The following is a 24123-nucleotide window of genomic DNA, read 5'->3' on the forward strand; positions in this document are numbered from 1 at the left end:
CAAAAAATCACAAGTCACGTGGGAGATCCTATGCAGGTCAAGCTGTTCGCCGCGGCCACGCTCGCCGCCGCCCTCACCGCCCCCGGCCTCGCCGCCGCCAAGCCGCTCACCGTCTGCACGGAGTCGAGCCCGGACGGCTTCGACGTCGTGCAGTACAACTCGCTCGTCACGACCAACGCATCGGCCGACGTGATCTTCAACACGCTCGTGTCGTACGACGAAGCCGCGAAGAAGGTCGTACCCGCGCTCGCCGACAAATGGGAAGCGAGCGCCGACGGCCTGACGTACACGTTCCACCTGCGCCCCAACGTCGCGTTCCAGACCACCGACTACTTCAAGCCGGGCCGCACGCTCAATGCGGACGACGTCGTGTTCACGTTCTCGCGGATGCTCGACGATACGAATCCGTGGCACAAGGTGGCCGGCGCGAGCGGCTTCCCGCACGCGCAGTCGATGGGCCTCGTGAAACTCGTGAAGTCGGTCACGAAGGTCGACGACAGCACGGTGAAGTTCGTGCTGAACGAGCCGAATGCGACGTTCGTGCCGATCCTGACGATGGGCTTCGCGTCGATCTACTCGGCCGAATACGCGGACCAGCTGCTGAAGGCCGGCAAGCAGGCCGACCTGAATGCGAAGCCGGTCGGCACCGGCCCGTTCGTGCTCAAGAGCTACACGAAGGATGCGCTGATCCGCTACGACGTGAACCCGGCCTACTGGGGCACGAAGCCGAAGGTCGACCGGCTGATCTACGCGATCACGCCCGACGCGTCGGTGCGCATGCAGAAGGTGAAGGCCGGCGAATGCCAGATCGCGCTGTCGCCGAAGCCGCAGGACGTGCTCGCGGCGAAGGGCGAAAGCGCGCTGAAGGTCGTGCAGACGCCCGCGTTCATGACCGCGTTCGTCGCGCTGAACACGCAGAAGAAGCCGCTCGACAACGACAAGGTGCGCGAGGCGCTGAACCTCGCGTTCGATCGCGCGACCTATCTGAAGGTGGTGTTCGACAACACCGCGACGGCCGCGAACAACCCGTATCCGCCGAACACGTGGAGCTACGCGAAGGACATCGCGCCGTATGCGTACGATCCCGCGAAGGCGAAGCAGCTGCTCGCGCAGGCCGGTTTCCCGAACGGCTTTTCGACGACGATCTGGACGCGCCCGACGGGCAGCGTGCTGAACCCGAACCCGAAGGCCGGCGCGGAACTGCTGCAGGCCGACCTCGCGAAGATCGGTGTGAAGGCCGAAGTCAAGGTGATCGAATGGGGCGAGCTGATCAAGCAGGCGAAGCTCGGCCAGCATGACATGCTGTTCATGGGCTGGGCCGGCGACAACGGCGATCCGGACAACTACCTGTCGCCGCTGTTCAGTTGCAACGCGGTGAAGTCGGGCATCAACTTCGCACGCTTTTGCGACGCGCAGCTCGACAAGCTGATCGCCGACGGCAAGTCGACCGCCGATCAGGCCAAGCGCGCGAAGCTGTACGAATCCGCGCAGAAGATCATCCACGACCAGGCGCTGTGGATTCCGCTCGGCTACCCGACCGCGGCCGCGCTCACGCGCGCGAACGTGAGCGGCTATCGCGTCAGCCCGTTCGGCCGCCAGAACTTCGCTGCGGTCACGGTGCAGTAACCGCCCGTGGCACGCAAGCGACGGCATGCTCGCCCGTCGCTTGCGGCGCGCGCGCCGCGCTTGCTACACTGCGCGCTCATTCCTCATACCGGACGCCAGCCGAAGTGAACAACTAAGCCTTCCCAAAAATGTTTTCGCCGCCGTGCCACGCACGCCGCGCGAAGGGTTTCACGCATTTTCGGAGGTGCTTATGGCTGCTGCCACGCCGACCGGCGCGCTCGTCGCGCTTCATCACGTTTCCTTCCGCTTCGACGACGGCGTCACGCTGTTCGACTCGCTCGACCTGTCCATCGATCGCACGCCGACGGGCATCGTCGGCCGCAACGGCGCCGGCAAGAGCCTGCTCGCGCAACTGATCGCGGGCCGGCGCGCGCCGAGCGCGGGCACGATCGACCGGCAGACGCCGGTCGTCTACGTCGCGCAGCAGCACGACGACGCGCCGGCCGGCACGCGGACCGTCGCGCAAATCGCCGCGCTGGATGCGCCGCTCGCAGCCCTGGCGCGCCTCGCGGACGGCCGCACGCACGCGCACGACTTCGACCTGATCGGCGATCGCTGGGACCTCGCCGAGCGGCTGCGCGCGGCGCTCGACGCAGCCGGCCTGCACGACGTGCGCGCCGACACACCGGCGCACGCGCTGAGCGGTGGCCAGCTCGCGCGCGTCGCGCTGATCGGCGCCCTGCTGTCGGAAGCCGGGCTGCTGGTGCTCGACGAACCGACCAACCACCTCGATGCGCCGGGCCGTGCGTGGCTGCGCGCGGCGCTCGACGGCTGGCGCGGCGGAGTCGTCGTCGTCAGCCATGACCGCGCGTTGCTCGCGCACGTGCAGCGCATCGTCGAACTGACGCCGCACGGCGTGCGCACGTATGGCGGCAACTACGCGCTGTACCGCGCGCAGCGCGACGCGGAGCACGATGCCACGCAGGCCGCGCTCGAGCATGCGCGCACCGAGCGCGGACGCGCGCGGCGTCGGCTCGAACAGGAACACGACACGATCCAGCGTCATGCGGCCGGCTCACTGCGCGATGCGAAGACGGCCAACCTGTCGTCGATGGCAAAACAGAGCCGCAAGGGAGCGGCACGCAGCATCATGGGGACGGTCCGCCGTCACCAGAGCGAATTCAAGGCGACGCTCGATGCGCGCGTGCAGGAAGCAGCCGCGCGCGTCGAAGCCGACGCGCCGGTGCTCGTATCGCTGCCGGGCACCGAGGTGAGCGCGCGCCGCCATCTGTTCGCGTTCGAGCGCGCGCAATTGCCGTGGCGCACCGCGGGCCGCACGGACGCGATCACCTGGTCGGCCAGCGGCCCCGTGCGCATCGCGCTGACGGGCCCGAACGGCTGCGGAAAATCGACGCTGCTGCGCATGCTCGCCGGCGAACTCGCTCCGCGCGCCGGTACGTGCACGACGCACGTGAGCGCTGCGTATCTGGACCAGCGGCTCGCGCTGCTCGATCCTGAACGCTCGATCGTCGAGCAGTTGGGATTCCTCGATACACCGCTCACCGAAGGCGAACTGCGCAGCCGGCTCGCGCTGCTGCAGCTCGATGCCACGCGCGCGACGCAGCCGGTGCACCGCCTGAGCGGCGGCGAACGGCTGAAGGCCGCGCTCGCATGCGCGCTGTGGCGCGGCACGCCCGCGCAGCTGTTGCTGCTCGACGAGCCGACCAATCACCTCGATCTGGAATCGGTGCGCGCGATCGAAGCCGCGCTGGCCGGCTTCCCCGGCGCGATCGTGGTCGCGTCGCACGACGCCGCGTTTCTCGCGGCGCTCGCACCGACGCACACGATGCAATGGCAGCGCGACGGGTGGCGTTACGAACCCGTCGCGTGACGGTGACGATGCGCGCTCAGCGCGCGGTACGGAAACGCAGCACGCCGTCGTCACCCTGCTCGCGCACGAGTTCGCCCGCGAGCCACAGCAGGTTCAGGTGGGCGAGCGCCTCGCCGAGCGCGAACGTCATCTGGTGGATGTCGAGCTCGCGGCGGCGGAACATGATCGGCACGATGTCGGCCGCGCTCGCCGGCGTCTCCGCGCAGGCGACGCGCACTTCGTCGAGCCGCGCGTCGTGGTGCGCGCGCAGTTGCGCGATGCGCGTGCGCACGCCGCGAAACGGCTTGCCGTGCGACGGCAGCACGAGCGTGTCGGGCGCCATCGTCTCGTAGCGGCCGAGCGATTCCAGGTACAGCGCGAGCGGGTTCGCTTCCGGTTCGAGATCGAACACGGACACGTTGGTCGAGATGCGCGGCAGCACCATGTCGCCGGAAATCAGCACGCCGTCCGCTTCACTGTGGAGCGCGCAATGTTCAGGCGAATGACCGTAGCCGGTGACGACGCGCCACGTGCGCGCGCCGATCTTCACCGCGTCGCCTTCGCGCAGGCGCCGGTAGCGCGGCGGCACGGCCGGCACGAGGTCCGAGTAGTAGCTGCGGCGGCTGCGCAGCTTCTCGAGCGCGACCGGGTCGGTCAGGCCGTGGCGCGCGAAATGATCGGCCGCGGCCGCGCCGCCAGCGTTCGAACCGTTGCCGGCCGCCATCAGGCAGCCGAACATGTATTCGCCGAGCGTCATCCACAGCCGCACGTTCCAGCGGCCCTTGTCGCCGCCTTCGCAGAGCCAGTTCGCGAGGCCGAAGTGATCGGGATGGCAATGCGTGACGAGCACGCGCAGCACCGGCAGCCCGTCGAGATGCGTGTCGAAAATCTGTTCCCAGTGCGTACGGATCGCGTCCGACGAGATCCCGCAGTCGACGATCGTCCAGCCGGCCTGTCCGTCGATCTCGTCGCGCAGCAGCCAGAGGTTGATGTGATCCAGCGAAAACGGCAGCGGCATGCGCAGCCAGCGCACGCCGGGCGCGACCTCGAACGTGTCGCCCGCGGCGGGCAGCGTGTCGGCGAAGGGATAGTCGAGTTGGTGTTCCAGTGCGTTCATCGGTGGGGCGTCTCGTCGTTATCAGGGCAGGCAAGTGCGAATGCGGGGCAGGCGCGCGCGGGCTGCAGGCCGCGCGGGGATCGCGTCGATTCTATCGCCCTCGCGCGAAACGCGCGCCCGCGCCGGCGCCGGACGGGCAAAAAAAGTTCGTGCCAGAATCAATTCCGTACCCGTATCTTTACGCGAAGATGCACCGAACGGCATGTAACGGCGCACAACCCGCGCATTGACGGCGCTTGGGCGCCGGCCCCGAAAGTCAATGAAACGCCGACTTGGGCGCTAAAATGGCGAGTGCTTACAGTCCCTCTCGAACGAGCCTGCACGCGATGAATCACTTCCCCAAACTGCTGTCGTCGCAGATCGGTTTCGACGTCGCACAGACGATGCTCGAATACTTCGACCGCCACTACCGGATCTTCCGGGAAGCCGCCGTCGAGGCGAAGACGCTATACGAGCGCACCGACTGGCACGGCCTGCAGCGGCTGGCGCGCGAGCGGATCACGTCGTACGACGATCGCGTGCAGGAATGCGTCGAGGTGCTGGAGGACGAATACGACGCGGAGAACATCGACGACGAGGTGTGGCAGCAGATCAAGCTGCACTACATCGGCCTGCTCACGTCGCACCGCCAGCCCGAGTGCGCGGAGACGTTCTTCAATTCGGTGTGCTGCAAGATCCTGCACCGCTCGTATTTCAGCAACGATTTCATCTTCGTGCGGCCCGCGATCTCGACCGAATACCTCGAGAACGACGAGCCGGCCGCGAAGCCGACCTATCGCGCGTACTACCCGGGCACCGACGGGCTCGCGGCCACGCTCGAGCGCATCGTCACGAACTTCCAGCTCGAGCCGCCGTTCGAGGATCTCACGCGCGACATCGGCTGCGTGATGCAGTCGATCACCGACGAATTCGGCGAGTTCGACGCCGCGCCGAATTTCCAGATCCACGTGCTGTCGTCGCTCTTCTTCCGCAACAAGAGCGCGTACATCGTCGGCCGCATCATCAACGCCGATCGCGTGCTGCCGTTCGCGGTGCCGATCCGCCACGTGCGCCCGGGCCTGCTCGCGCTCGACACCGTGCTGCTGCGCCGCGAGCAGCTGCAGATCATCTTCAGCTTCTCGCATTCGTATTTCCTCGTCGACATGGGCGTGCCGTCCGCGTACGTGGACTTCCTCTGCACGATCATGCCGGGCAAGCCGAAGGCCGAGATCTACACGTCGGTCGGCTTGCAGAAGCAGGGCAAGAACCTGTTCTACCGCGACCTGCTGCACCATCTGTCGCATTCGAGCGACCGCTTCATCATCGCGCCCGGCATCAAGGGCCTCGTGATGCTCGTGTTCACGCTGCCGTCGTTCCCGTACGTGTTCAAGATCATCAAGGATCACTTCCCGCCGCCGAAGGAAACGACGCGCGCGCAGATCATGGAGAAGTACCAGCTCGTGAAGCGCCACGACCGTCTCGGGCGGATGGCCGACACGCTCGAGTATTCGAGCGTCGCGCTGCCGCTGTCGCGGCTCGACCATGCGCTCGTGCGCGAGCTGGAGAAGGAAGTGCCGTCGCTGCTCGAATACGAGGACGACAATCTCGTGATCAAGCACCTGTACATCGAGCGCCGGATGACGCCGCTCAACCTGTACCTGCAGAACGGCACCGACGCGGACATCGAACACGGCGTGAAGGAATACGGCAACGCGGTGAAAGAGCTGATGAAGGCCAACATCTTCCCGGGCGACATGCTGTACAAGAACTTCGGCGTCACGCGCCACGGCCGCGTCGTGTTCTACGACTACGACGAGATCGAGTACCTGACCGACTGCAACGTGCGGCGCGTGCCGCCGCCGCGCAACGAGGAAGACGAACTGTCCGGCGAGCCGTGGTATACCGTCGGCCCGCACGACATCTTTCCGGAAACCTACGGACCGTTCCTGCTCGGCGACCCGCGCGTGCGGACGGTCTTCATGAAGCATCACGCGGACTTTTTCGACCCTGCGCTGTGGCAGTCCAGCAAGGACAAGCTGCTGCAGGGCGAGTTGCCCGATTTTTTCCCGTACGACGCGTCGCTGCGCTTCAGCGTGCGCTACCCCGCGCGCTTCGACGCGACGCCGGGCGCCGATGACGCCGGTGACGATGCAGGCGACGCGCAGCGCGCCGCCTGACGCGCGACCGGATCCGATCGAATCGAACCCGTTATCGACCCGCTTTCCGCCAACGGAATCCACACCGATGAATACCCAAGACAATCCGCTTTCACATCTGTTCGACAACAACGATGCCTGGGTCAAGCGCCAGCTCGCCGAAGATCCCGACTTCTTCGCGCGTCTCGCCGACCAGCAGGCGCCGGAATATCTGTGGATCGGCTGCTCGGATTCGCGCGTGCCCGCGAACCAGATCATCGGCCTGCCGCCGGGCGAAGTGTTCGTGCACCGCAACATCGCGAACGTCGTCGTCCATAGCGACCTGAACTGCCTGTCGGTCATCCAGTTCGCGGTCGACATCCTGCGCGTAAAGCACATCATGGTCGTCGGCCACTACGGCTGCTCGGGCGTAAACGCGGCGCTCCACAACCGCCGCGTCGGCCTCGCCGACAACTGGCTGCATCACGTGCAGGACGTGCGCGAGCGCCACGCGGCGCTGCTCGACGAATGGCCGGTCGGCGAGGCGCGCTATCGCCGCCTGATCGAGCTGAACTCGATCGAGCAGGTCGTCAACGTGTGCCGCACGACGATCGTCAACGACGCGTGGGCGCGCGGCCAGTCGCTCACCGTGCACGGGCTCGTGTATGGCGTGCACGACGGGCGGATGCGCAACCTCGGGATGTCCGTGTCGAACTTCGACGCGCTCGATGCGACCTACAAGCGCTGCGTCGCGGCGCTGACCGCGCGTGGCCAGCACGCGCCCGACAACGACATGGTCGCGGCGGATGCCGCGCGGCTCGACGACGTCGCGCAGGCGGTCGCCGACACGCTGAAGCCCTGCGGCGACGCGAAGTAACGTCCGCCGCGCGGCGCGCACGCGCCGCGCGGCACCCGGCCGAAGACGCATCACGCGCCTGGCCGCGACGGGCATCGCACTGATCTGACACCGACACTGCCGCGACGGCGGTGCACTGAGAAGGAGCGGCGAACATGAAAACCGTATTGATCGTCGGCGCATCGCGCGGCCTCGGACGCGAATTCGTCCGGCAATACCGGCGCGACGGCTGGAACGTGATTGCGACCGCGCGCGACGACGCGTCGCTCGCCGCGCTGCGCGAACTCGGCGCGCACGCGCACGCGCTCGACATCGCGCGGCCCGAACAGATCGCGGCGCTCGGCTGGAAGCTCGACGGCGAACGGCTCGACGCCGCGGTGCTCGTGTCGGGCGTATACGGGCCGCGCACCGAAGGCGTCGAAACGATCGGCGCCGAGGATTTCGACGCGGTGATGCATACGAACGTGCGCGGGCCGATGCAGTTGCTGCCGATCCTGCTGCCGCTCGTCGAGGACGCGCGCGGCGTGCTCGCCGTCGTCTCGAGCCGGATGGGCAGCATCGCCGAGGCGACCGGCACGACCGGCTGGCTGTACCGCGCGAGCAAGGCCGCGTTGAACGACGTGCTGCGCATCGCGTCGCTGCAGACGCGCCACGCCGCATGCATTTCGCTCCATCCCGGCTGGGTGCGCACCGACATGGGCGGCGCGCAGGCCGCGATCGATCCGGAAACCAGCGTGACCGGCATGCGCCGCGTGATCGCGGAAGCCGGCGCGGACGTGTCGCGGTCCAACGGCCGTTTCTTCCAGTACGACGGCGTCGAGCTCAGCTGGTGAGCCGACATCACAACCCGGCGTCGTTAATTCACGATTCGCATGATTTTGAACCGACCTGACGCGTGCCCGTGCGGCGGCGCGTCCCCCGCGCCTGCCGGCAAAGCCCCGGCGCCGCGCTATGCGGCCTGCTGCGGCCGCTTCATCGACGGCGGCGAAGCCGCGCCGACCGCGCTCGAGTTGATGCGCTCGCGGTACAGCGCGTACGTGCTCGGCGCGACCGACTACCTGCGCGCGACCTGGGACGCGCGCACCTGCCCGGCCGATCTCGATGCGGACCCGGATGCGCCCGACGCGCCGCGCTGGCTCGGCCTCGCGATCAAGCGCCATGCGCCGCTCGACGAACGGCACGCGGAGGTCGAATTCGTGGCCCGCTACAAGGTCGGCGGGCGTGCTTACCGGCTCCACGAGACGAGCCGGTTCACCCGCGACGAGCACGGGTTCTGGCGCTATGTCGACGGTGAAGTAAGTGAACGCTGACAAATAGTTGCTGTGTCAGACGCCGGGTAATTCCCGCATTGCACAACCTGAATTTGTCGGGCTAGGATGGCCCTCAGATTGGTCATGTTGCATGGCAGGGCTTACGAATGGCGTTCAGCAAGGTATTGGTGGGATGGATGGCGGCCTGTGCGCTGTCGGCCGCTCAGGCCGGTGCGCTGCCGAACGTCGGCGCGGCCACGGCAAGCGGCTCGCTCGCCCACGCCGAGCGCTTCGATTACGGCGATTCGGGCCTCCCGCAAGTCGCCGCGAACCTCAACGAACAAATCGTCAGCATTCCGGCCGATGCCTCGGGTTCCGTGATGCTCGAGGCCACGCTGTTCAAGCCGAACGGCCCCGGCCCCTTCCCGCTCGTCGTCTTCAACCACGGCAAGAACACCGGTGACCTCCATCAGCAGCCGCGCAGCCGGCCGCTCGCGTTCGCGCGCGAATTCGTGCGCCGCGGCTATGCGGTGATCGCGCCGAACCGCCAGGGCTTCGCCGGGTCGGGCGGCTCGTACCAGCAGGAAGGCTGCAACGTCGGCAAGAACGGGCTCACGCAGGCCGCCGACGTCGACGCGACGGTCCGCTACATGTCGCGTCAGTCGTACATCGATGCGTCGCGCATCGTCGTCGCGGGCACGTCGCACGGCGGCCTCGTGTCGGTCGCGTACGGCACCGAAGCGGCGCCCGGCGTGCGGGGCATCATCAACTTCTCCGGCGGGCTGCGCCAGGATCTTTGCGACGGCTGGCAGCGCAATCTCGTCGATGCGTTCGACCAGTACGGCGCGCATACGGCCGTACGTTCGCTGTGGCTGTACGGCGACAACGATTCGGTGTGGACCCCCGCGCTCGTCGCGCGGATGCACGACGCGTACGTGTCGCACGGCACGCAGGCGCAGTTCATCGATTTCGGCCGCTACAAGGACGACGCGCACCGGCTGATCGTCGATCGCGACGGCGTGCCCGTGTGGTGGCCGGCCGTCAATGCGTTCCTCGCGGAACTGAACCTGCCGACCTCGGTGCGCTACGCGGTCGCCAACCCGCACGAACCGAAGGCGACCGGCTATGCGTCGATCGATGCGATCGACGCGGTGCCGTTCCTCGACGAGGCCGGCCGCGAAGGCTATCGCCGCTTCCTGAACCAGCATCCGAGCCGTGCCTTCGCGGTGTCCGCAGAAGGCGCGTGGTCGTGGGCCGAAGGCGGCGACGATCCGATGGCGCTCGCGCTCGACAACTGCTCGAAGCAGGGTGCGGGCGCATGCCGGCTGTATGCGGTCAACGACCGCGTCGTGTGGAACGCGAACGCGACGCAGACGGCCGACGACGGCAACGCCAACTCGCGCGCACTCGCTTCGCGCTGACGCGCGAGCCGCGGCGCTCCGGGGCGGGCGCGGCCTGCGTCTGCCCTTCTCCCTTCTCCGTTTCGTGAACGCTCGCGCGGCCCGTGGCGGCGTTCGCACGCCCGTTCCCACGCCCGTTCACGTGGCCGCATGAGCCGCCGAAGAGCGCCCCGCCCGCCACGCCCTCCGGGGTCGCTTTCCGGCCTTTCCTGAACCGCGGTCGCGCCCGAGTCCGCACGCCATTCGCCTACGACCACGCACATCGCATCGCGCTTCCGCCCCTTTTTATTCGCGCCCCGATTTTTCGCCCGTCGGCAACCGCCTGCGCCGCGATTTTTTCTGTCGGGGGGTGTCACTCGAACGTCGTCATCTGCGGTCATTTCTGGGCATCTGGCGCGTACCGTCCCGAGCACCCCGTATCTGCGCCGAACTCCCGTCCGGCAAGGCTTTGCGGTGTTTGTAACCGGTAGTGCAACGTGCGGCGGAACACGCTAATCTCACCGCGTTTTCCGTCTGTCGCCGCGCGGCATCCCGTTCGATGCCCGCCGCCGTTTTACCCCCGGAGTTGCCTTGAGTACGCCAGCCACCGACGACTGGGTCGCGCGCAGCCTGCGCGCGGTCTGGCATCCCTGCACCCAGATGAAGCACCACGAGCGCATGCCGCTCATTCCCGTCGCGCGCGGCGCGGGCCTGTGGCTGTACGACCGCGACGGGCGCCGCTACTTCGACGCGATCAGCTCGTGGTGGGTGAACCTGTTCGGCCATGCGAACCCGGACATCAACGCGGCGCTGAAGGACCAGCTCGACACGCTCGAGCACGCGATGCTCGCCGGCTGCACGCACGAGCCGGCGATCGAGCTCGCCGAGCGGCTGCATGCGCTCACCGCGCGCACGCTCGGCCATGCGTTCTTCGCGTCGGACGGCGCGTCGGCGGTCGAGATCGCGCTGAAGATGAGCTTCCATGCGTGGCGCAACCGCGGCCGCGCGGACAAGCGCGAATTCGTGTGCGTTGCAAACAGCTATCACGGCGAGACCATCGGCGCGCTCGGCGTGACCGACGTCGCGCTGTTCAAGGATGCGTACGACCCGCTGATCCGCCACGCGCACGTGGTCGCGTCGCCCGACGCTCGCGGCGCGCAGCCGGGCGAGACGGCCGCCGACGTCGCGGGCCGCGCGCTCGACGACGTGCGGCGCCTGTTCACCGAACGCGCCGACCGGATCGCCGCGTTGATCGTCGAGCCGCTCGTGCAATGCGCGGCCGGCATGGCTATGCACGATCCGTCGTACGTGCGCGGGCTGCGTGCGCTGTGCGACGAATTCGGCGTGCACCTGATCGCCGACGAGATCGCGGTCGGCTGCGGCCGCACCGGCACCTTCTTCGCATGCGAGCAGGCAGGCGTGTGGCCCGATTTCCTGTGCCTGTCGAAGGGCATCAGCGGCGGGTACCTGCCGCTGTCGCTCGTGCTGACGCGCGACGACGTGTTCGCGGCCTTCTACGACGACGACACGACGCGCGGCTTCCTGCATTCGCATTCGTACACCGGCAACCCGCTCGCGTGCCGCGCGGCGGTCGCGACGCTCGACCTGTTCGCGCGCGACGACGTGCTCGCGAGCAACGCGCGCAAGTCGGCCGCGATGCGCGCGGCGCTCGCGCCGCTCGACGCGCACCCGCAGGTGCGTCACCTGCGCGAGCGCGGCACGCTGTTCGCCTTCGACGTCGCGCTCGACGGCGACGCGGCACGCGGCTTCTCGCGGCGCTTCTTCGAACGCGCGCTGGAACGCGAGCTGCTGCTGCGCCCGATCGGCACGACCGTGTACCTGATGCCGCCGTACGTGATGAGCGACGACGACATCGCGTGGCTCGCGCAACGCACGCGCGACACGCTCGACGTGACGCTCGCGGAGGTGGCGCGATGAAGCAATCCTCACGGGAAACGACCATGCCCCTGCTCGACACGCTGCAGCGCGGCCTCGCCGAACTCGATGCGCAGGGCCTGCGACGCGTGCGCCGCACCGCCGACACCGCGTGCGACGCGCACATGCGCGTCGACGGCCGCGACATCGTCGGCTTCGCGAGCAACGATTACCTCGGCCTCGCCGCGCATCCCGCGCTCGTCGCCGCGTTCGCCGAAGGCGCGCAGCGCTACGGCTCCGGCAGCGGCGGCTCGCATCTGCTCGGCGGCCATTCGCGCGCGCACGCGACGCTCGAGGACGAACTCGCCGGCTTCGCGGGCGGCTTCTCCGATGCACCGCGCGCGCTGTACTTCAGCACCGGCTACATGGCGAACCTCGCCGCGATGACGGCGCTTGCGGGCAAGCACGCGACGATCTTCTCGGACGCGCTGAATCACGCATCGCTGATCGACGGGATCCGGCTGTCGCGCGCGACCGTGCAGGTCTACCCGCATGCGGACATGGCCGCGCTCGCCGCGCTGCTCGATGCGTCGGAGGCCGAAACGAAACTGATCGTCAGCGACACCGTGTTCAGCATGGACGGCGACATCGCGCCGCTCGCCGAACTCGTCGCGCTGGCCGAACGCCACGGCGCGTGGCTCGTCGTCGACGACGCGCACGGCTTCGGCGTGCTCGGCCCGCAGGGCCGCGGCGCGCTCGCGGCCGCCGCGCTACGCTCGCCGAACCTTGTGTACGTCGGCACGCTGGGCAAGGCCGCCGGCGTCGCGGGTGCATTCGTCATCGCGCACGAGACCGTGATCGAATGGATGATCCAGCGCGCGCGCAGCTACATCTTCACGACGGCCGCGCCGCCGGCCGTCGCGCATGCCGTCTCGGCGAGCCTGAAGGTCATCGCCGGCGACGAAGGCGATGCGCGACGCGCGCACCTCGCAGCGCTGATCGAGCGCACGCGCGCGCTGCTGCGCATGACGCGCTGGCAGCCGGTCGACTCGCACACGGCCGTGCAGCCGCTCGTGATCGGCAGCAACGACGCGACGCTCGCGGCGATGCGCTCGCTCGACGCGCACGGCCTGTGGGTGCCCGCGATCCGGCCGCCGACGGTGCCCGCCGGCACGTCGCGGCTGCGCATCTCGCTGTCGGCCGCGCATTCGTTCGACGATCTCGCGCGGCTCGAAACCGCGCTGATCGAAGCCAGCGAAGGACCGGACCACCCCGACGCTCACGCGCGTTCGCTGCCCCCCGAGGAGGCTGCAGCATGACGGCCCCGCTTTCCCTCTTCGTCACCGGCACCGACACCGAGATCGGCAAGACCTTCGTGTCGGCCGCGATGCTGCACGGCTTCGCGCGGCACGGGCTGCGCGCGGCCGCGCTGAAGCCCGTCGCCGCCGGCGCGTACGAACGCGACGGCGTCTGGCGCAACGAGGACGCCGACCAGCTCGACGCGGCCGCGAACGTCGTGCTGCCGCCCGAGCTGCGCACGCCGTTCCTGCTGAAAGCGCCGGCCGCACCGCACATCGTCGCCGCGCAGGAAGGCGTGACGCTCGACATCGACACGATCGTCGCGAGCCACCGCGAAGCGCTGACGCGCGCGGACGTCGTCGTCGTCGAAGGCGTCGGCGGCTTCCGCGTGCCGCTGAACGACACGCAGGACACGGCCGATCTCGCGGTTGCGCTCGCCCTGCCCGTCGTGCTGGTCGTCGGCGTGCGGCTCGGCTGCATCAGCCACGCGCTGCTGACGGCCGACGCGATTCGCCAGCGCGGTCTCACGCTCGCCGGCTGGGTGGCGAACCACGTCGACCCGGCCATGTCGTACACCGACGAGAACGTCGCGACGATCCGCGACTGGCTCGCGCGCGAGCATCGCGCGCCGCTCCTCGGCCGCATCGCGCACCTGCGCCCGGCCGCCCCCGAATCCGCGGCGGCGATGCTCGACATCGCCACGCTCATCGACACGCTGCGCCACGCGCGGCACTGATCTCCCGATCCCCGCATCCACGACAGGAAAACCACCATGACCCAAGCCCAGACCGCCGCCGTGCAACCCGACGCGATCCCCGTGGCCGCCCCGGCATCGCAGCGCTGGCGCGTCGCCGACGTCGTCGCGCTGTTCGAGCTGCCGTTCAACGACCTGATGTTCCGCGCGCAGCAGGTGCATCGCGAGCACTTCGACGCGAACGCGGTGCAACTGTCGACGCTGCTGTCGATCAAGACGGGCGGCTGCGAGGAGGATTGCGGCTATTGCTCGCAGTCGTCGCATCACGAAACGGGCCTGAAGGCCGAGAAGCTGATGGACGTCGACACGGTGCTCGAGGCCGCGCGCGCGGCGAAGGCGAACGGCGCGAGCCGCTTCTGCATGGGCGCCGCATGGCGCAACCCCAAGGAGCGCCACATGCCGGCGCTGACCGAGATGGTGCGCGGCGTGAAGGAGCTGGGCCTCGAAACCTGCATGACGCTCGGCATGCTCGAGGACGAGCAGGCGCAGCAACTCGCCGACGCGGGCCTCGACTACTACAACCACAACCTCGACACGTCGCCGGAGTTCTACGGCCAGGTGATCTCGACGCGCACGTACCAGGACCGTCTCGACACGCTCGACCGCGTGCGCGATGCAGGCATCAACGTGTGCTGCGGCGGCATCATCGGGATGGGCGAATCGCGCCGCGAACGCGCGGGCCTGATTTCGCAGCTCGCGAATCTGAACCCGTATCCGGAGTCGGTGCCGATCAACAACCTCGTCGCGATCGAAGGCACGCCGCTCGAAGGCACCGCGCCGCTCGACCCGTTCGAATTCGTGCGCACGATCGCGGTTGCGCGCATCACGATGCCCAAGGCCGTCGTGCGCCTGTCGGCCGGCCGCGAGCAGCTCGACGACGCGATGCAGGCGATGTGCTTCCTCGCGGGCGCGAACTCGATGTTCTACGGCGACCAGCTGCTGACCACGAGCAATCCGCAGACGCAGCGCGACCGCGCGCTGTTCGAGCGCCTCGGCATCCGCGCAAGCCAGGCCGACGCGCTGGCGGAGAACGCGTAAGCGACTGCGGCGCGTCTGGCTTGCAGACGAAAAAGCCGGGGCATGCCCCGGCTTTTTTTCACCCGCTCGTCAGCGCGCGGCTTGCAGCACCGCCCGTCACACATGCGCCGCCGCGCCGTCGAGCGCCGCGCGCACGCGCTCGACGCGCTGTTCGTCGACGGGCGCCAGCACCTCGCCGCGCGGCCGCACGCCCGAGCCGAAATGCACCGCGCGCACGCCGGTGGCGCGGATGAAATCACCCACGGCGTCGATCGTGAGCCCCGAGCCGGCCAGCACCGTGCAGGTCGAACCCGCCGCCTGCCGCACCAGCCGCGTGATCGTCGCGACCGCGTCCAGCACCGACGGATGGCCGCCCGAGGTCAGCACCGACGTGACGGCCGGCACGCGCAGCAGCGCGTCGAACGCTGCGTTGAGGTCGCGCGACACGTCGAATGCACGATGAAACGTCAGGTCGCGTCCGTCCACGGCTGCCGCGACGCGCTCGAGCGCATCGAGATCGACGTCGCCGCGCGCATCGAGCGCGCCGAACACGACACCGTTCGCACCGGCCGCGACAGCCGCACGCACATCGCGCTCGATCACGCGCAGGTCGTCGGTGTCGTAGACGAACGATCGGCTGTGCGGCCGCACGATCACGTTCACCGGAATCGCCACGGCGGCCACGACGGCCTCGATCAGGCCGATGCTCGGCGTCAGCCCGCCTTCGCTGATGGCGGTCACGAGTTCGAGGCGGTCGGCGCCCGCGCGGGCGGCGGCCTTCGCGTCGCCGACGGTGGTGGCGATCACTTCGAGGAGGACGGAGGAAGCGGCGGTTCGGCTCATCGGCGGCTCGCGAATCGTCAGGACAATTCGCGCATCCTAGCCGAGCGGCGCGAACCGCGCCAGCACGACGCCGTGGCTATGCGCCGTCCGCTTCATCGTCGATCCAGTCGATATCGCCGCACAGCACGTGCTGCGCATCGCCGATGCGCACGGCCACCGACAGCGTCACGCATGGCTGCGCCTCGTTGATCGACAGGTACGGGCGCGTGACCTGCACGCGTCCGGGCTCGGCGATCGCCGTGCGGAAATACGGCCTGCGCAGCCAGTTCGCACCCTGCGCGTCGGACAACGGCGAGAAACGCGCCTCGGCGAGCGCGCGGTCCGCGCGCAGCACGACGTTGCGGCCCGCCTGGCGGCCCCGCGCGTCGAGCAGGAAGCAGCGCGCGGCGGCGTCGAGGGCGAGGAAGTTCCAGCACACCTCGTCGAGCGGCTCGCCGGCCGCCACCCGCTCGGCCGCACGCTCGAACGCGCGCAGGTACGGCGCGAGCCGCTGCGTATCGCGCCGCTCGCGCGCTTCGGTTTGTTGCCGAAAGCGCTCGGTCAGCTCGCCGATGCAGCCGGTCGCCGTCGCGCTGTCGGGCAGCCCGGGCGCCGGGCGGCCGAAGTAATAGCCCTGCACGAAATCCGCCTCGCACGACAGCGCGATCTGCGCGTCGTGCTCGGTCTCGATCCCCTCGACGAGCACGAGCTTGCCGGCCTCGTGCAGCAGCGTGACGAGCCCGTGCAGGATCGCGGTGAGCCCCGTGCGGTGCGCCGCGTGCGACAGCATGATCCGGTCGAGTTTCACGATGTCGGGGTTCAACTGCCAGATCCGCTCGAGGTTCGAGTGGCCGGCGCCGAAATCGTCGAGCGCGATCAGGAAGCCTTGCGCGCGGAATTCGCGCACGGCTTCGGCGAGCCGCTCGATGTCCTCCGCGCGCTGTTCGAGCACTTCGAGCACGACGCGGCGCGGCGGCATGCCGACCCGCTTCAGGTTCGCGAGCAGCGCGGCCGCCTGGAACGGGTCGGTGAGCACGCCGGGATGCACGTTGAGGAACAGCCATTCGCGCTCGGCGCCGAGCAGCGCGAAGTTCTCGAGATGCAGCGCCTGCGCGAGCCGGTCGAGCTGCAGCAGTTCGCCCTGGCGCGCGGCCTCGCCGAACACGTCGAGCGGCGACACCGCCCGGTCGAGTGCGTCATGGGCGCGCAATAGCGCCTCGTAGCCCACCGCACGCTGGTGCGACAGGCTGAAGATCGGCTGGAACACGGTCGTGAGCGTCAGGTCGCGATGCTGCGTCGCGAGGCGTTCGAGGCCGGAGCTCATCTCCCGCTCGAAACGATACGGCGAAGCAGTGGCCGGACGCTCCTGTTGCACGATCGTCATGGCGCCCTCCTGGTGTTGCAGCCGAACGCGGCGAGTGCTTGAAACGGCGCGCGCAATGTCATGGTGGAATCCTCGGTTGTCCGGCCGATGCCGGACGGTACGCAAGCATCAAGCAAGCTCCGTGCAAGGCCTTGAACCACGCGCCACGCCTACGTGCGGCGCCGCCGCACCAGCGTGGCGCAGGCCGGATGCACCGTTTGCGTGCACCCGCACCGGCGCGCTCGAACGCACCCGTCATGCCGTCACGCTAAACTCCGTACGGTCGTTTCATTCTCCACACTCGCCGTATCGATGGAAATCGTCTTCACAGTCCTGATCCTGCTGCTGACCGTCGCGCTGTCCGGCGCGGTCACGCGCATCCTGCCGCTCCAATTGCCGCTGCCGCTGATGCAGATCGCGTTCGGCGCGATGCTCGCGTGGCCGAAGCTGAACCTGCACGTCACGTTCGATCCCGAAATCTTCATGCTGCTGTTCATTCCGCCGCTGCTGTTCGCGGACGGCTGGCGGATTCCGAAACGCGAGCTGTACCTGCAGCGCCGCGCGATCCTGATGCTCGCATTCGGGCTCGTGTTCATGACGGTACTCGCAGTCGGGTACTTCGCGCACTGGCTGATACCCGAGTTGCCGCTGCCGATCGCGTTCGCGCTCGCGGCCGTGCTGTCGCCCACCGACGCGGTCGCGCTGTCAGGCATCGCCGGCAAGGGGCGGATTCCGCCGCAGCTGATGCACATCCTCGAAGGCGAGGCGCTGATGAACGACGCGTCGGGCCTGGTCGCGCTGAAATTCGCGGTCGCGGCTGCGCTCACCGGCGTGTTCTCGCTGCGCGATGCGTCGATCTCGTTCGTGATCGTCGCCGCCGGCGGGCTCGCGACGGGCGCGGTCGTGTCGTGGGTGTTCAGCGCGCTGTCGACGCGCTTCCTGAACGCCGAGCAGGAAGGCGACCCGGCCCCCGGCATCGTGATGACGCTGCTCGTGCCGTTCGCCGCCTATCTGTTCGCCGAGCACCTCGAGCTGTCGGGCGTGCTCGCGGCCGTGTCGGCCGGGATGATGATGAACTACACGAGCTTCTCCCGCAAAAGCACGGTCGCGTCGCGCGTGCGGGCCGAAAGCACGTGGGCGATGATCGAGTTCGTGTTCAACGGCATGGTGTTCATCATGCTCGGGCTGCAGCTGCCGCACATCATCGGCCGCGCGCTCGTCGACGCGCATCACACGAGCGACGCGCTCGTCGGCCGGATGATCTTCAACGTATGCGCGATGATGCTCGCGCTGTACGCGATCCGCTTCCTGTGGGTCTGGCTGCTGCGCTGGATCGCGAGCCGCCGCGCCGCGCGCCACGGCCTCGCGGGCACGATGGCCGGCGTGCGCACGATCGCGGTGATGACGGTCGGCGGCGTGCGCGGCGCGGTCACGCTCGCGGGCGTGCTGTCGATTCCCGTCGCGCTCGCCGACGGCGCGCCGCTGCCCGGGCGCGACACCGCGATCTTCGTCGCGTCGGCCGTGATCCTCGGTTCGCTGGTCGTGGCGGTGATCGGCTTGCCGTTGCTGCTGCGCGGCGTGCGCTCGACGCGCAACCCGCTCGCCGACGAGGAGCGCACCGCGCGCGCGGCCGCCGCGCAGGCCGCGATTCGCGCGATCGACTCGTCGCACGACGCAATCTCGGCCGATCTCGACGAATCGGGCGCCGCGCGCTGCGCGGACATCTCCGCGCGCGTGATGGACCAGTATCGCCGCCGCCTCGCCGCGCTCGCCGAGGATGGCCCGACGCCGCGCGCGGAAGCCAAGCAGACCGAAACGATGGAACTGCAGATGCGGATCGCGGCGGTGCGCGCGGAACGTTCGGTGTTGTACCGGCTGCGCAGCGAAAGCAAGATTTCCGACGAGACGCTGACGAAGCTCATCCGCGAGATCGATCTGTCGGAAACGGCGCTGTCGACGCGCAAGAAAGGCATTCTCTGACGGGCTGGTCGATGCGCGTAAGCAATCGCCCATAAAAAACGGCGACGCCGAAGCGTCGCCGTTTCCCCATCCGCCCGTGTTCGCGTTACTTCGCGACGACGACCGGAATTCCCTTCAACATGCCGGCGCCTTTCATCTCGTCGAGCGCGTGCTGCACGGCCGCGCTCGTCGCCGCGTCGATGCCGAGCTGCAGCGCGAGCTCGCGCTCCGCGCGCTTCACGCCGGCCAGGTTGCGCACCTTCACGTGACCGAAGCCGCGCACGCGGGCGTGCAGGTCGGCCAGTTGCGCGACCTGCGCCGCATTGCCGGTGGTCGTCGCAGCGAGCGCGCGCGTGAGCGTCGTCTCGTAGTCGTCCGCGAGCGCGCGCTCCATCCTGCGCTCGACCGTGCGGCCGAACGGATCGAGCCACGTGCCGCGCAGGCTGCGCACACGCGCCAGCATGCCGAACACCGGCCACATCCACTGGCCGAACACGCGCTTCTTCGGCACGCTGCCGTCGCGGCCGGCCTTCGCGACCGTCGGCGGCGCCAGGTTGAACTTCACGCGATACGCCTGCCCCGGCACGCCTTCGAACTGCGCCTCGAGCGCCGTGCGGAACGCGTCGTCCGTGAAAAGCCGCGCGACTTCGTATTCGTCCTTCACCGCGAGCAGCCGGTAGAACGTCGTGGCGACCGCGCGTGTCAGCGCGTCGTCGCCCTTCGCGGCCGCCGCGTTCACGAGCGCACGGTAACGCTCGACGTAACGCGCGCCGCCATATGCCTCGAGACGCGCTTCGCGATCGGCGATCAGTTCGGCAAGCGTTTCCGGCGCGGCGTGCGCGGCCACCGCGTGACGCGCGTTCCACAACGCATCGAGGCCCGCCGCATCGCCGGCCGCCATTCGGCCGATCGCGAACGCGAGCTTGTTCATCGGCACCGCGACGTTGTTCAGCTCGATCGCGCGCATCATCGCGGCGAGCGACACCGGCACGAGGCCGAGCTGCCATGCGTAGCCGAGCATCAGGATGTTCGCGCCGATCGAATCGCCGAGGAATTTCGCGGCGAGCGCCTGAGCGTCGCAGCTCGACAGGTAGCCTTCACCGGCCGCATGGTGCATTTTTTCGAGCAGCGCATCCGCGTGCAGGTTCGCATCGGGGTTCTGCACGAACGACGCGTTCGGAATCCGGTGCGTGTTGACGACGATCCGCGTGCGCTCATGGCGCACCGTCTGCAGCGCCTCGGCGCTCGCGCCGACGACCATGTCGCACGCGAGCAGCACGTCGGCCTGCTGCGTGTCGATGCGCACCTGGTTGAGCCACCGGTCGCTCGACGCGATCCGCACGAACGACAGCACCGAACCGCCCTTCTGCGCGAAGCCCATGAAGTCGAGCACCGACGCGCTCTTGCCTTCGAGGTGCGCGGCCATGCTGATCAGCGCGCCGACCGTCACGACGCCGGTGCCGCCCACGCCCGTGACGAGCATGTCGTACGGCGCCGCGTCGAGATGCGTCGCGGGCACCGGCAGCGCGTCGACGCGCACGGCGAGCGCCGCCTCGTCGAACGCCGCGCCCGCGGCCTTCTTCAACGCCGCGCCTTCGACCGTCACGAAGCTCGGACAAAAGCCGTTCACGCACGAGTAGTCCTTGTTGCACGACGACTGATCGATGCGGCGCTTGCGGCCGAGCGGTGTCTCGAGCGGCTCGACCGACAGGCAGTTCGACTGCACGCCGCAGTCGCCGCAGCCTTCGCATACTGCGTCGTTGATGAACAGGCGCTTGTCCGGGTCGGGGAACTCGCCCTTCTTGCGGCGGCGGCGCTTCTCGGCCGCGCAGGTCTGGTCGTAGATCAGCACGGTGACGCCCGGCGTCTCGCGCAGCTCGCGCTGCACCGCGTCGAGTTCGCTGCGGTGATGGAACGTCGTGCCCTTCGGGAACAGGCCGTGATGGCCGTCGTACTTCTCCGGTTCGTCGGACACCACGACGAAGCGCGACACGCCTTCCGCCTCGACCTGCCGTGCGATCTGCGGCACCGAGATGCTGCCGTCGACCGGCTGGCCGCCCGTCATCGCGACCGCATCGTTGTAGAGGATCTTGTACGTGATGTTCGCTTTCGCGGCGACGGCCTGGCGGATCGCGAGGATGCCCGAGTGGAAGTAGGTGCCGTCGCCGAGGTTCTGGAACACGTGCTTCGTGTTGGTGAACATCGCGTGCGCGGCCCAGTCGACGCCCTCGCCGCCCATCTGGATCAGGCCCGTCGTGTCGCGCTCCATCCACGACGCCATGAAGTGGCAGCCGATGCCGGCCTGCGCGATCGATCCTTCGGGCACCTTCGTCGACGTGTTGTGCGGGCAGCCGGAGCAGAAGTACGGCGTGCGCTTCACCGCGTCCGCCTCGTTCGACAGGATCTGCGGCGCGACGAGATCGACGACGCGCTCGCGGCGATCGAGCGCCGGCTTGTGGCGCGCGAGCCAGGTGGCGAACACCGGCAGAATGCGCGACGGGCGCAGCTCGCCGAGCTCGGACAGCAGGCACGCGCCTTCGGCATCGTGCTTGCCGAGCACGCGCGGGCGCGCACCGTCCGCGCGGTTGTACAGGTAGTCCTTGATCTGCTGCTCGATCACCGGGCCCTTCTCTTCGATGACGAGCACTTCCGACAGGCCGTCGACGAAGGTTTCGATCCGCGTCATCTCGAGCGGATACGACAAGCCGACCTTGTAGATCCGCACGCCGGCCGCTTCCAGGTCGGCGACGGTGAGGTCGAGCCGGCGCAGCGCTTCCATCAGGTCGAGGTGCGCCTTGCCGCACGTGACGATGCCGACGTTCGCGTGCGCGCTCGGCGCGATCCACTTGTCGATGCTGTTGGTGCGCGCGAAATGGCGCACCGCGTCGAGCTTCGCCGCGAGGCGCGCCTCGATCGTGAGGCTCGGCAGGTCGGGCCAGCGGTTGTGCAGACCGCCCGACGGCGGCGTAAAGCCCGCCGGCGCCGGCCATTGCGTCTGCAGCGCGTCGAGATCGACGGTCGAGCCCGACTCGACGGTCTCCGAGATCGCCTTGAAGCCGACCCACGCGCCCGAGAAGCGCGACAGCGCCCAGCCGTACAGCCCGAACTCGAGCATGTCCGCGATGTTCGACGGGTTCACGACCGGCATATGCCACGCGATCATCGCGAAGTCGCTCTGGTGCGGCATCGACGACGACACGCAGCCATGGTCATCGCCCGCCACCACCAGCACGCCGCCGTGCGGCGACGAGCCATATGCGTTGCCGTGCTTCAGCGCGTCGCCGGCGCGGTCGACGCCGGGGCCCTTGCCGTACCACATCGCATACACGCCATCGACGGTGCGCTCCGGGTCGGCCTCGACGCGCTGCGTGCCGAGCACCGCGGTGCCGCCGAGTTCCTCGTTGATCGCGGGCAGGAAGCGCACGCCGCTGCCGTCGAGCAGCTTCTTCGCCTTCCATAGCTGCTGGTCGACCATCCCGAGCGGCGAGCCGCGGTAGCCGCTGACGAAGCCGGCCGTGTTCAGGCCCTGCGCGGTATCGGACGCGCGCTGCATCAGCAGCAGGCGTACCAGCGCCTGCGTGCCGGTCAGGAAGATCCGGCCGCGCGTGGCGGTCAGGTTGTCGGTCAGGCGGTAGTCGGATAGCGCGGGCGTGCCGTCAACGGGCAGTCGGGCGGTCATGGGGGATGTCTCCTGATTGTGTTCTGGGCTGCGCATCGGGGGCGTCGAGCGACGCCGGCCGGGGCCAACTGGATGGCTCTATTTTTTCGCGGGAGGACGAGAAAGTTTTTTCTCATCTTGCTCGAACGGCGCCGGAGTGAGAAAAACTGCGCAGGATTTGGCCGCTAATTGAGAGAGTTTTCGCGCGGGGCGGCGGACGGCTTCTGGAGGCATCTCGGCGTGGGCGATGCGGTTGCCTCGAAAACGCGGGGATAGGCGGGAGGCGGCCCGCGGGCGCGGCGGTGGGCGCTCGCGGGCCGTGCGGCAAGGGTTCGCGCGGCAGAACAGGCGCGTCCTCACCCATCAGATGCACAGCGTTCGGATTGGTCGCAGATGCGGGATGTCCACAATGCCGGGGACTGCGGGCGAAACGGGCGGGCGCGCTCACCGGTCGATTGCACAGGGTTTCGAGTCGCGTCGGAGGGCGGATGTCCACACCTCGATCGGCCCGCGGTTCGAGCGGATGCCGGCGCTCACCGTTGAAATCCACAGCAAGGCGAGTCGATGTCGGCGGGAGATATCCACACCGCCCGATCCCTGTCCGGCCGCGGCGACGCTCGCTCTCACCTGTCGGATGCACAGATTTGCGAGTCGGTTCGGCGGTGCGATATCCACACCGCTGTCCGCCCGTGCGTTGCTCCGGAGCGCGGTCCGCTCGTCGCGGCCATGCAAGCGCGGGTCCTGCGAGCGCGTGTCGGGTGCCGCGGCCGGCTTCGGCGCGGATGGGGGCGTCCGTGCGCGAGCCCTGACGAGGCTTTGGGGTTCATCGATACATGCCGTCGCGCGGCCGAACGAGGCGCAGGTCCGCGTGTGGACATCGCCACCACCAGACACTAAAAACCCTGTGAATTTCGATGGTGAGCACCGGCACGCGATCGAACGAGGACGTCGATTCAGGTGTGGACAACCCACCCCGCAATGACTCGAAACGCTGTGAAATTCGACGGTGAGCGGCAGCCGTCGATCAAACGAGAGCGCCGATTCCGGTGTGAACAGCGCGATCCACGACGACTCGAAACGCTGTGATTTCCGACGGTGAGCGGTGGCGGCGATCGAACGAGGACGCCGCCCCCGGGTGCGGACAGCCCGACCCACGACCACTCCAAACGCTGTGAAATTCAACGGTGAGCGTCGGCACGCTATCGCACGCAGTCGCCGCACGCA

General features: G+C 68.6%; 16 protein-coding genes. 12 read left to right on the top strand and 4 right to left on the bottom strand.

The annotated features are described in order from the left end of the window. The first annotated feature begins 30 nt into the window (after positions 1 to 30). Both DIE11_RS19500 and DIE11_RS19505 read left to right on the top strand, forming a co-directional pair. The gene (locus DIE11_RS19500; protein ID WP_124626415.1) at positions 31 to 1626 is read left to right on the top strand and encodes an ABC transporter substrate-binding protein; all 1596 of its coding nucleotides are present in this window, start codon (positions 31 to 33) and stop codon (positions 1624 to 1626) included. Between the two features lie 190 nt (positions 1627 to 1816). Then, positions 1817 to 3457, top strand: a complete 1641-nt coding sequence (locus DIE11_RS19505) for an ABC-F family ATP-binding cassette domain-containing protein (RefSeq protein ID WP_124626417.1) — start codon at positions 1817 to 1819, stop codon at positions 3455 to 3457. 16 nt (positions 3458 to 3473) lie between these two features. Here the strand turns inward: DIE11_RS19505 and DIE11_RS19510 are convergent, their stop codons facing one another. Continuing rightward, complete coding sequence (locus DIE11_RS19510; RefSeq protein WP_124626419.1) at positions 3474 to 4553, bottom strand: MBL fold metallo-hydrolase; 1080 nt, start codon at positions 4551 to 4553, stop codon at positions 3474 to 3476. A gap of 326 nt (positions 4554 to 4879) precedes the next feature. On the opposite strand from DIE11_RS19510, the gene aceK reads away from it, so the two are divergent. The 9 genes from aceK to bioB all read left to right on the top strand — a co-directional run bounded on the left by aceK (position 4880) and on the right by bioB (position 15118). Continuing rightward, positions 4880 to 6709: a bifunctional isocitrate dehydrogenase kinase/phosphatase gene (aceK, locus tag DIE11_RS19520; protein WP_059600011.1), complete on the top strand. Its 1830-nt coding sequence runs from the start codon at positions 4880 to 4882 to the stop codon at positions 6707 to 6709. Positions 6710 to 6776: 67 nt separating this feature from the next. After that, positions 6777 to 7544: a carbonate dehydratase gene (gene can / locus DIE11_RS19525; RefSeq protein ID WP_124626421.1), complete on the top strand. Its 768-nt coding sequence runs from the start codon at positions 6777 to 6779 to the stop codon at positions 7542 to 7544. Between the two features lie 134 nt (positions 7545 to 7678). Then, positions 7679 to 8356 carry an SDR family oxidoreductase gene (locus DIE11_RS19530; protein WP_059600010.1) on the top strand — a complete coding sequence of 226 codons (678 nt, stop codon included), beginning with the start codon at positions 7679 to 7681 and terminating at the stop codon, positions 8354 to 8356. A 39-nt stretch (positions 8357 to 8395) separates the two neighbouring features. Beyond that, positions 8396 to 8833, top strand: coding sequence for a YchJ family protein (locus DIE11_RS19535; protein WP_059691402.1), 438 nt, complete (start codon positions 8396 to 8398; stop codon positions 8831 to 8833). 107 nt (positions 8834 to 8940) lie between these two features. Then, positions 8941 to 10194, top strand: coding sequence for a dienelactone hydrolase family protein (locus DIE11_RS19540; RefSeq protein ID WP_124626423.1), 1254 nt, complete (start codon positions 8941 to 8943; stop codon positions 10192 to 10194). A gap of 549 nt (positions 10195 to 10743) precedes the next feature. Beyond that, a complete protein-coding gene (bioA, locus tag DIE11_RS19545; RefSeq protein WP_124626424.1) occupies positions 10744 to 12090 on the top strand; it encodes an adenosylmethionine--8-amino-7-oxononanoate transaminase in 1347 nt (448 codons plus the stop codon). A gap of 23 nt (positions 12091 to 12113) precedes the next feature. Further along, a complete protein-coding gene (bioF, locus tag DIE11_RS19550; protein ID WP_124626427.1) occupies positions 12114 to 13346 on the top strand; it encodes an 8-amino-7-oxononanoate synthase in 1233 nt (410 codons plus the stop codon). Further along, a complete protein-coding gene (bioD, locus tag DIE11_RS19555; protein ID WP_124626429.1) occupies positions 13343 to 14062 on the top strand; it encodes a dethiobiotin synthase in 720 nt (239 codons plus the stop codon). The genes bioF and bioD overlap by 4 nt, the downstream gene beginning before the upstream one ends. 36 nt (positions 14063 to 14098) lie before the next feature. Then, positions 14099 to 15118 carry a biotin synthase BioB gene (bioB, locus tag DIE11_RS19560; RefSeq protein WP_059600004.1) on the top strand — a complete coding sequence of 340 codons (1020 nt, stop codon included), beginning with the start codon at positions 14099 to 14101 and terminating at the stop codon, positions 15116 to 15118. Positions 15119 to 15214: 96 nt separating this feature from the next. Here the strand turns inward: bioB and DIE11_RS19565 are convergent, their stop codons facing one another. Together DIE11_RS19565 and DIE11_RS19570 are read right to left on the bottom strand one after the other, a co-directional pair. Continuing rightward, complete coding sequence (locus DIE11_RS19565; protein WP_124626431.1) at positions 15215 to 15940, bottom strand: copper homeostasis protein CutC; 726 nt, start codon at positions 15938 to 15940, stop codon at positions 15215 to 15217. A 76-nt stretch (positions 15941 to 16016) separates the two neighbouring features. Continuing rightward, positions 16017 to 17303, bottom strand: coding sequence for an EAL domain-containing protein (locus tag DIE11_RS19570; protein WP_124626433.1), 1287 nt, complete (start codon positions 17301 to 17303; stop codon positions 16017 to 16019). 291 nt (positions 17304 to 17594) lie between these two features. Between DIE11_RS19570 and DIE11_RS19575 the strand changes: the two genes are divergently transcribed. After that, on the top strand, positions 17595 to 19262 hold the full coding sequence (locus DIE11_RS19575) for a Na+/H+ antiporter (RefSeq protein WP_124626435.1): 1668 nt from the start codon (positions 17595 to 17597) through the stop codon (positions 19260 to 19262). A gap of 85 nt (positions 19263 to 19347) precedes the next feature. Here the strand turns inward: DIE11_RS19575 and DIE11_RS19580 are convergent, their stop codons facing one another. Next, positions 19348 to 22920, bottom strand: coding sequence for an indolepyruvate ferredoxin oxidoreductase family protein (locus DIE11_RS19580; protein ID WP_124626437.1), 3573 nt, complete (start codon positions 22918 to 22920; stop codon positions 19348 to 19350). Between the last annotated feature and the right edge of the window lie 1203 nt (positions 22921 to 24123).

Source organism: Burkholderia sp. Bp9012, assembly GCF_003853825.1.
GTDB classification, from domain to species: Bacteria; Pseudomonadota; Gammaproteobacteria; order Burkholderiales; family Burkholderiaceae; genus Burkholderia; species Burkholderia diffusa.

Excerpts from the sequence above, each read along its gene's own strand:
- bioF (WP_124626427.1), top strand. The coding sequence starts at position 12,114 with ATGCCCCTGCTCGACACGCTGCAGCGCGGCCTCGCCGAACTCGATGCG.
- can (WP_124626421.1), top strand. The coding sequence starts at position 6,777 with ATGAATACCCAAGACAATCCGCTTTCACATCTGTTCGACAACAACGAT.
- bioB (WP_059600004.1), top strand. The coding sequence starts at position 14,099 with ATGACCCAAGCCCAGACCGCCGCCGTGCAACCCGACGCGATCCCCGTG.
- bioD (WP_124626429.1), top strand. The coding sequence starts at position 13,343 with ATGACGGCCCCGCTTTCCCTCTTCGTCACCGGCACCGACACCGAGATC.
- DIE11_RS19570 (WP_124626433.1), bottom strand. The coding sequence starts at position 17,303 with ATGACGATCGTGCAACAGGAGCGTCCGGCCACTGCTTCGCCGTATCGT.
- DIE11_RS19575 (WP_124626435.1), top strand. The coding sequence starts at position 17,595 with ATGGAAATCGTCTTCACAGTCCTGATCCTGCTGCTGACCGTCGCGCTG.
- DIE11_RS19505 (WP_124626417.1), top strand. The coding sequence starts at position 1,817 with ATGGCTGCTGCCACGCCGACCGGCGCGCTCGTCGCGCTTCATCACGTT.
- aceK (WP_059600011.1), top strand. The coding sequence starts at position 4,880 with ATGAATCACTTCCCCAAACTGCTGTCGTCGCAGATCGGTTTCGACGTC.
- DIE11_RS19535 (WP_059691402.1), top strand. The coding sequence starts at position 8,396 with ATGATTTTGAACCGACCTGACGCGTGCCCGTGCGGCGGCGCGTCCCCC.
- DIE11_RS19540 (WP_124626423.1), top strand. The coding sequence starts at position 8,941 with ATGGCGTTCAGCAAGGTATTGGTGGGATGGATGGCGGCCTGTGCGCTG.
- DIE11_RS19510 (WP_124626419.1), bottom strand. The coding sequence starts at position 4,553 with ATGAACGCACTGGAACACCAACTCGACTATCCCTTCGCCGACACGCTG.
- DIE11_RS19530 (WP_059600010.1), top strand. The coding sequence starts at position 7,679 with ATGAAAACCGTATTGATCGTCGGCGCATCGCGCGGCCTCGGACGCGAA.
- DIE11_RS19565 (WP_124626431.1), bottom strand. The coding sequence starts at position 15,940 with ATGAGCCGAACCGCCGCTTCCTCCGTCCTCCTCGAAGTGATCGCCACC.
- DIE11_RS19500 (WP_124626415.1), top strand. The coding sequence starts at position 31 with ATGCAGGTCAAGCTGTTCGCCGCGGCCACGCTCGCCGCCGCCCTCACC.
- DIE11_RS19580 (WP_124626437.1), bottom strand. The coding sequence starts at position 22,920 with ATGACCGCCCGACTGCCCGTTGACGGCACGCCCGCGCTATCCGACTAC.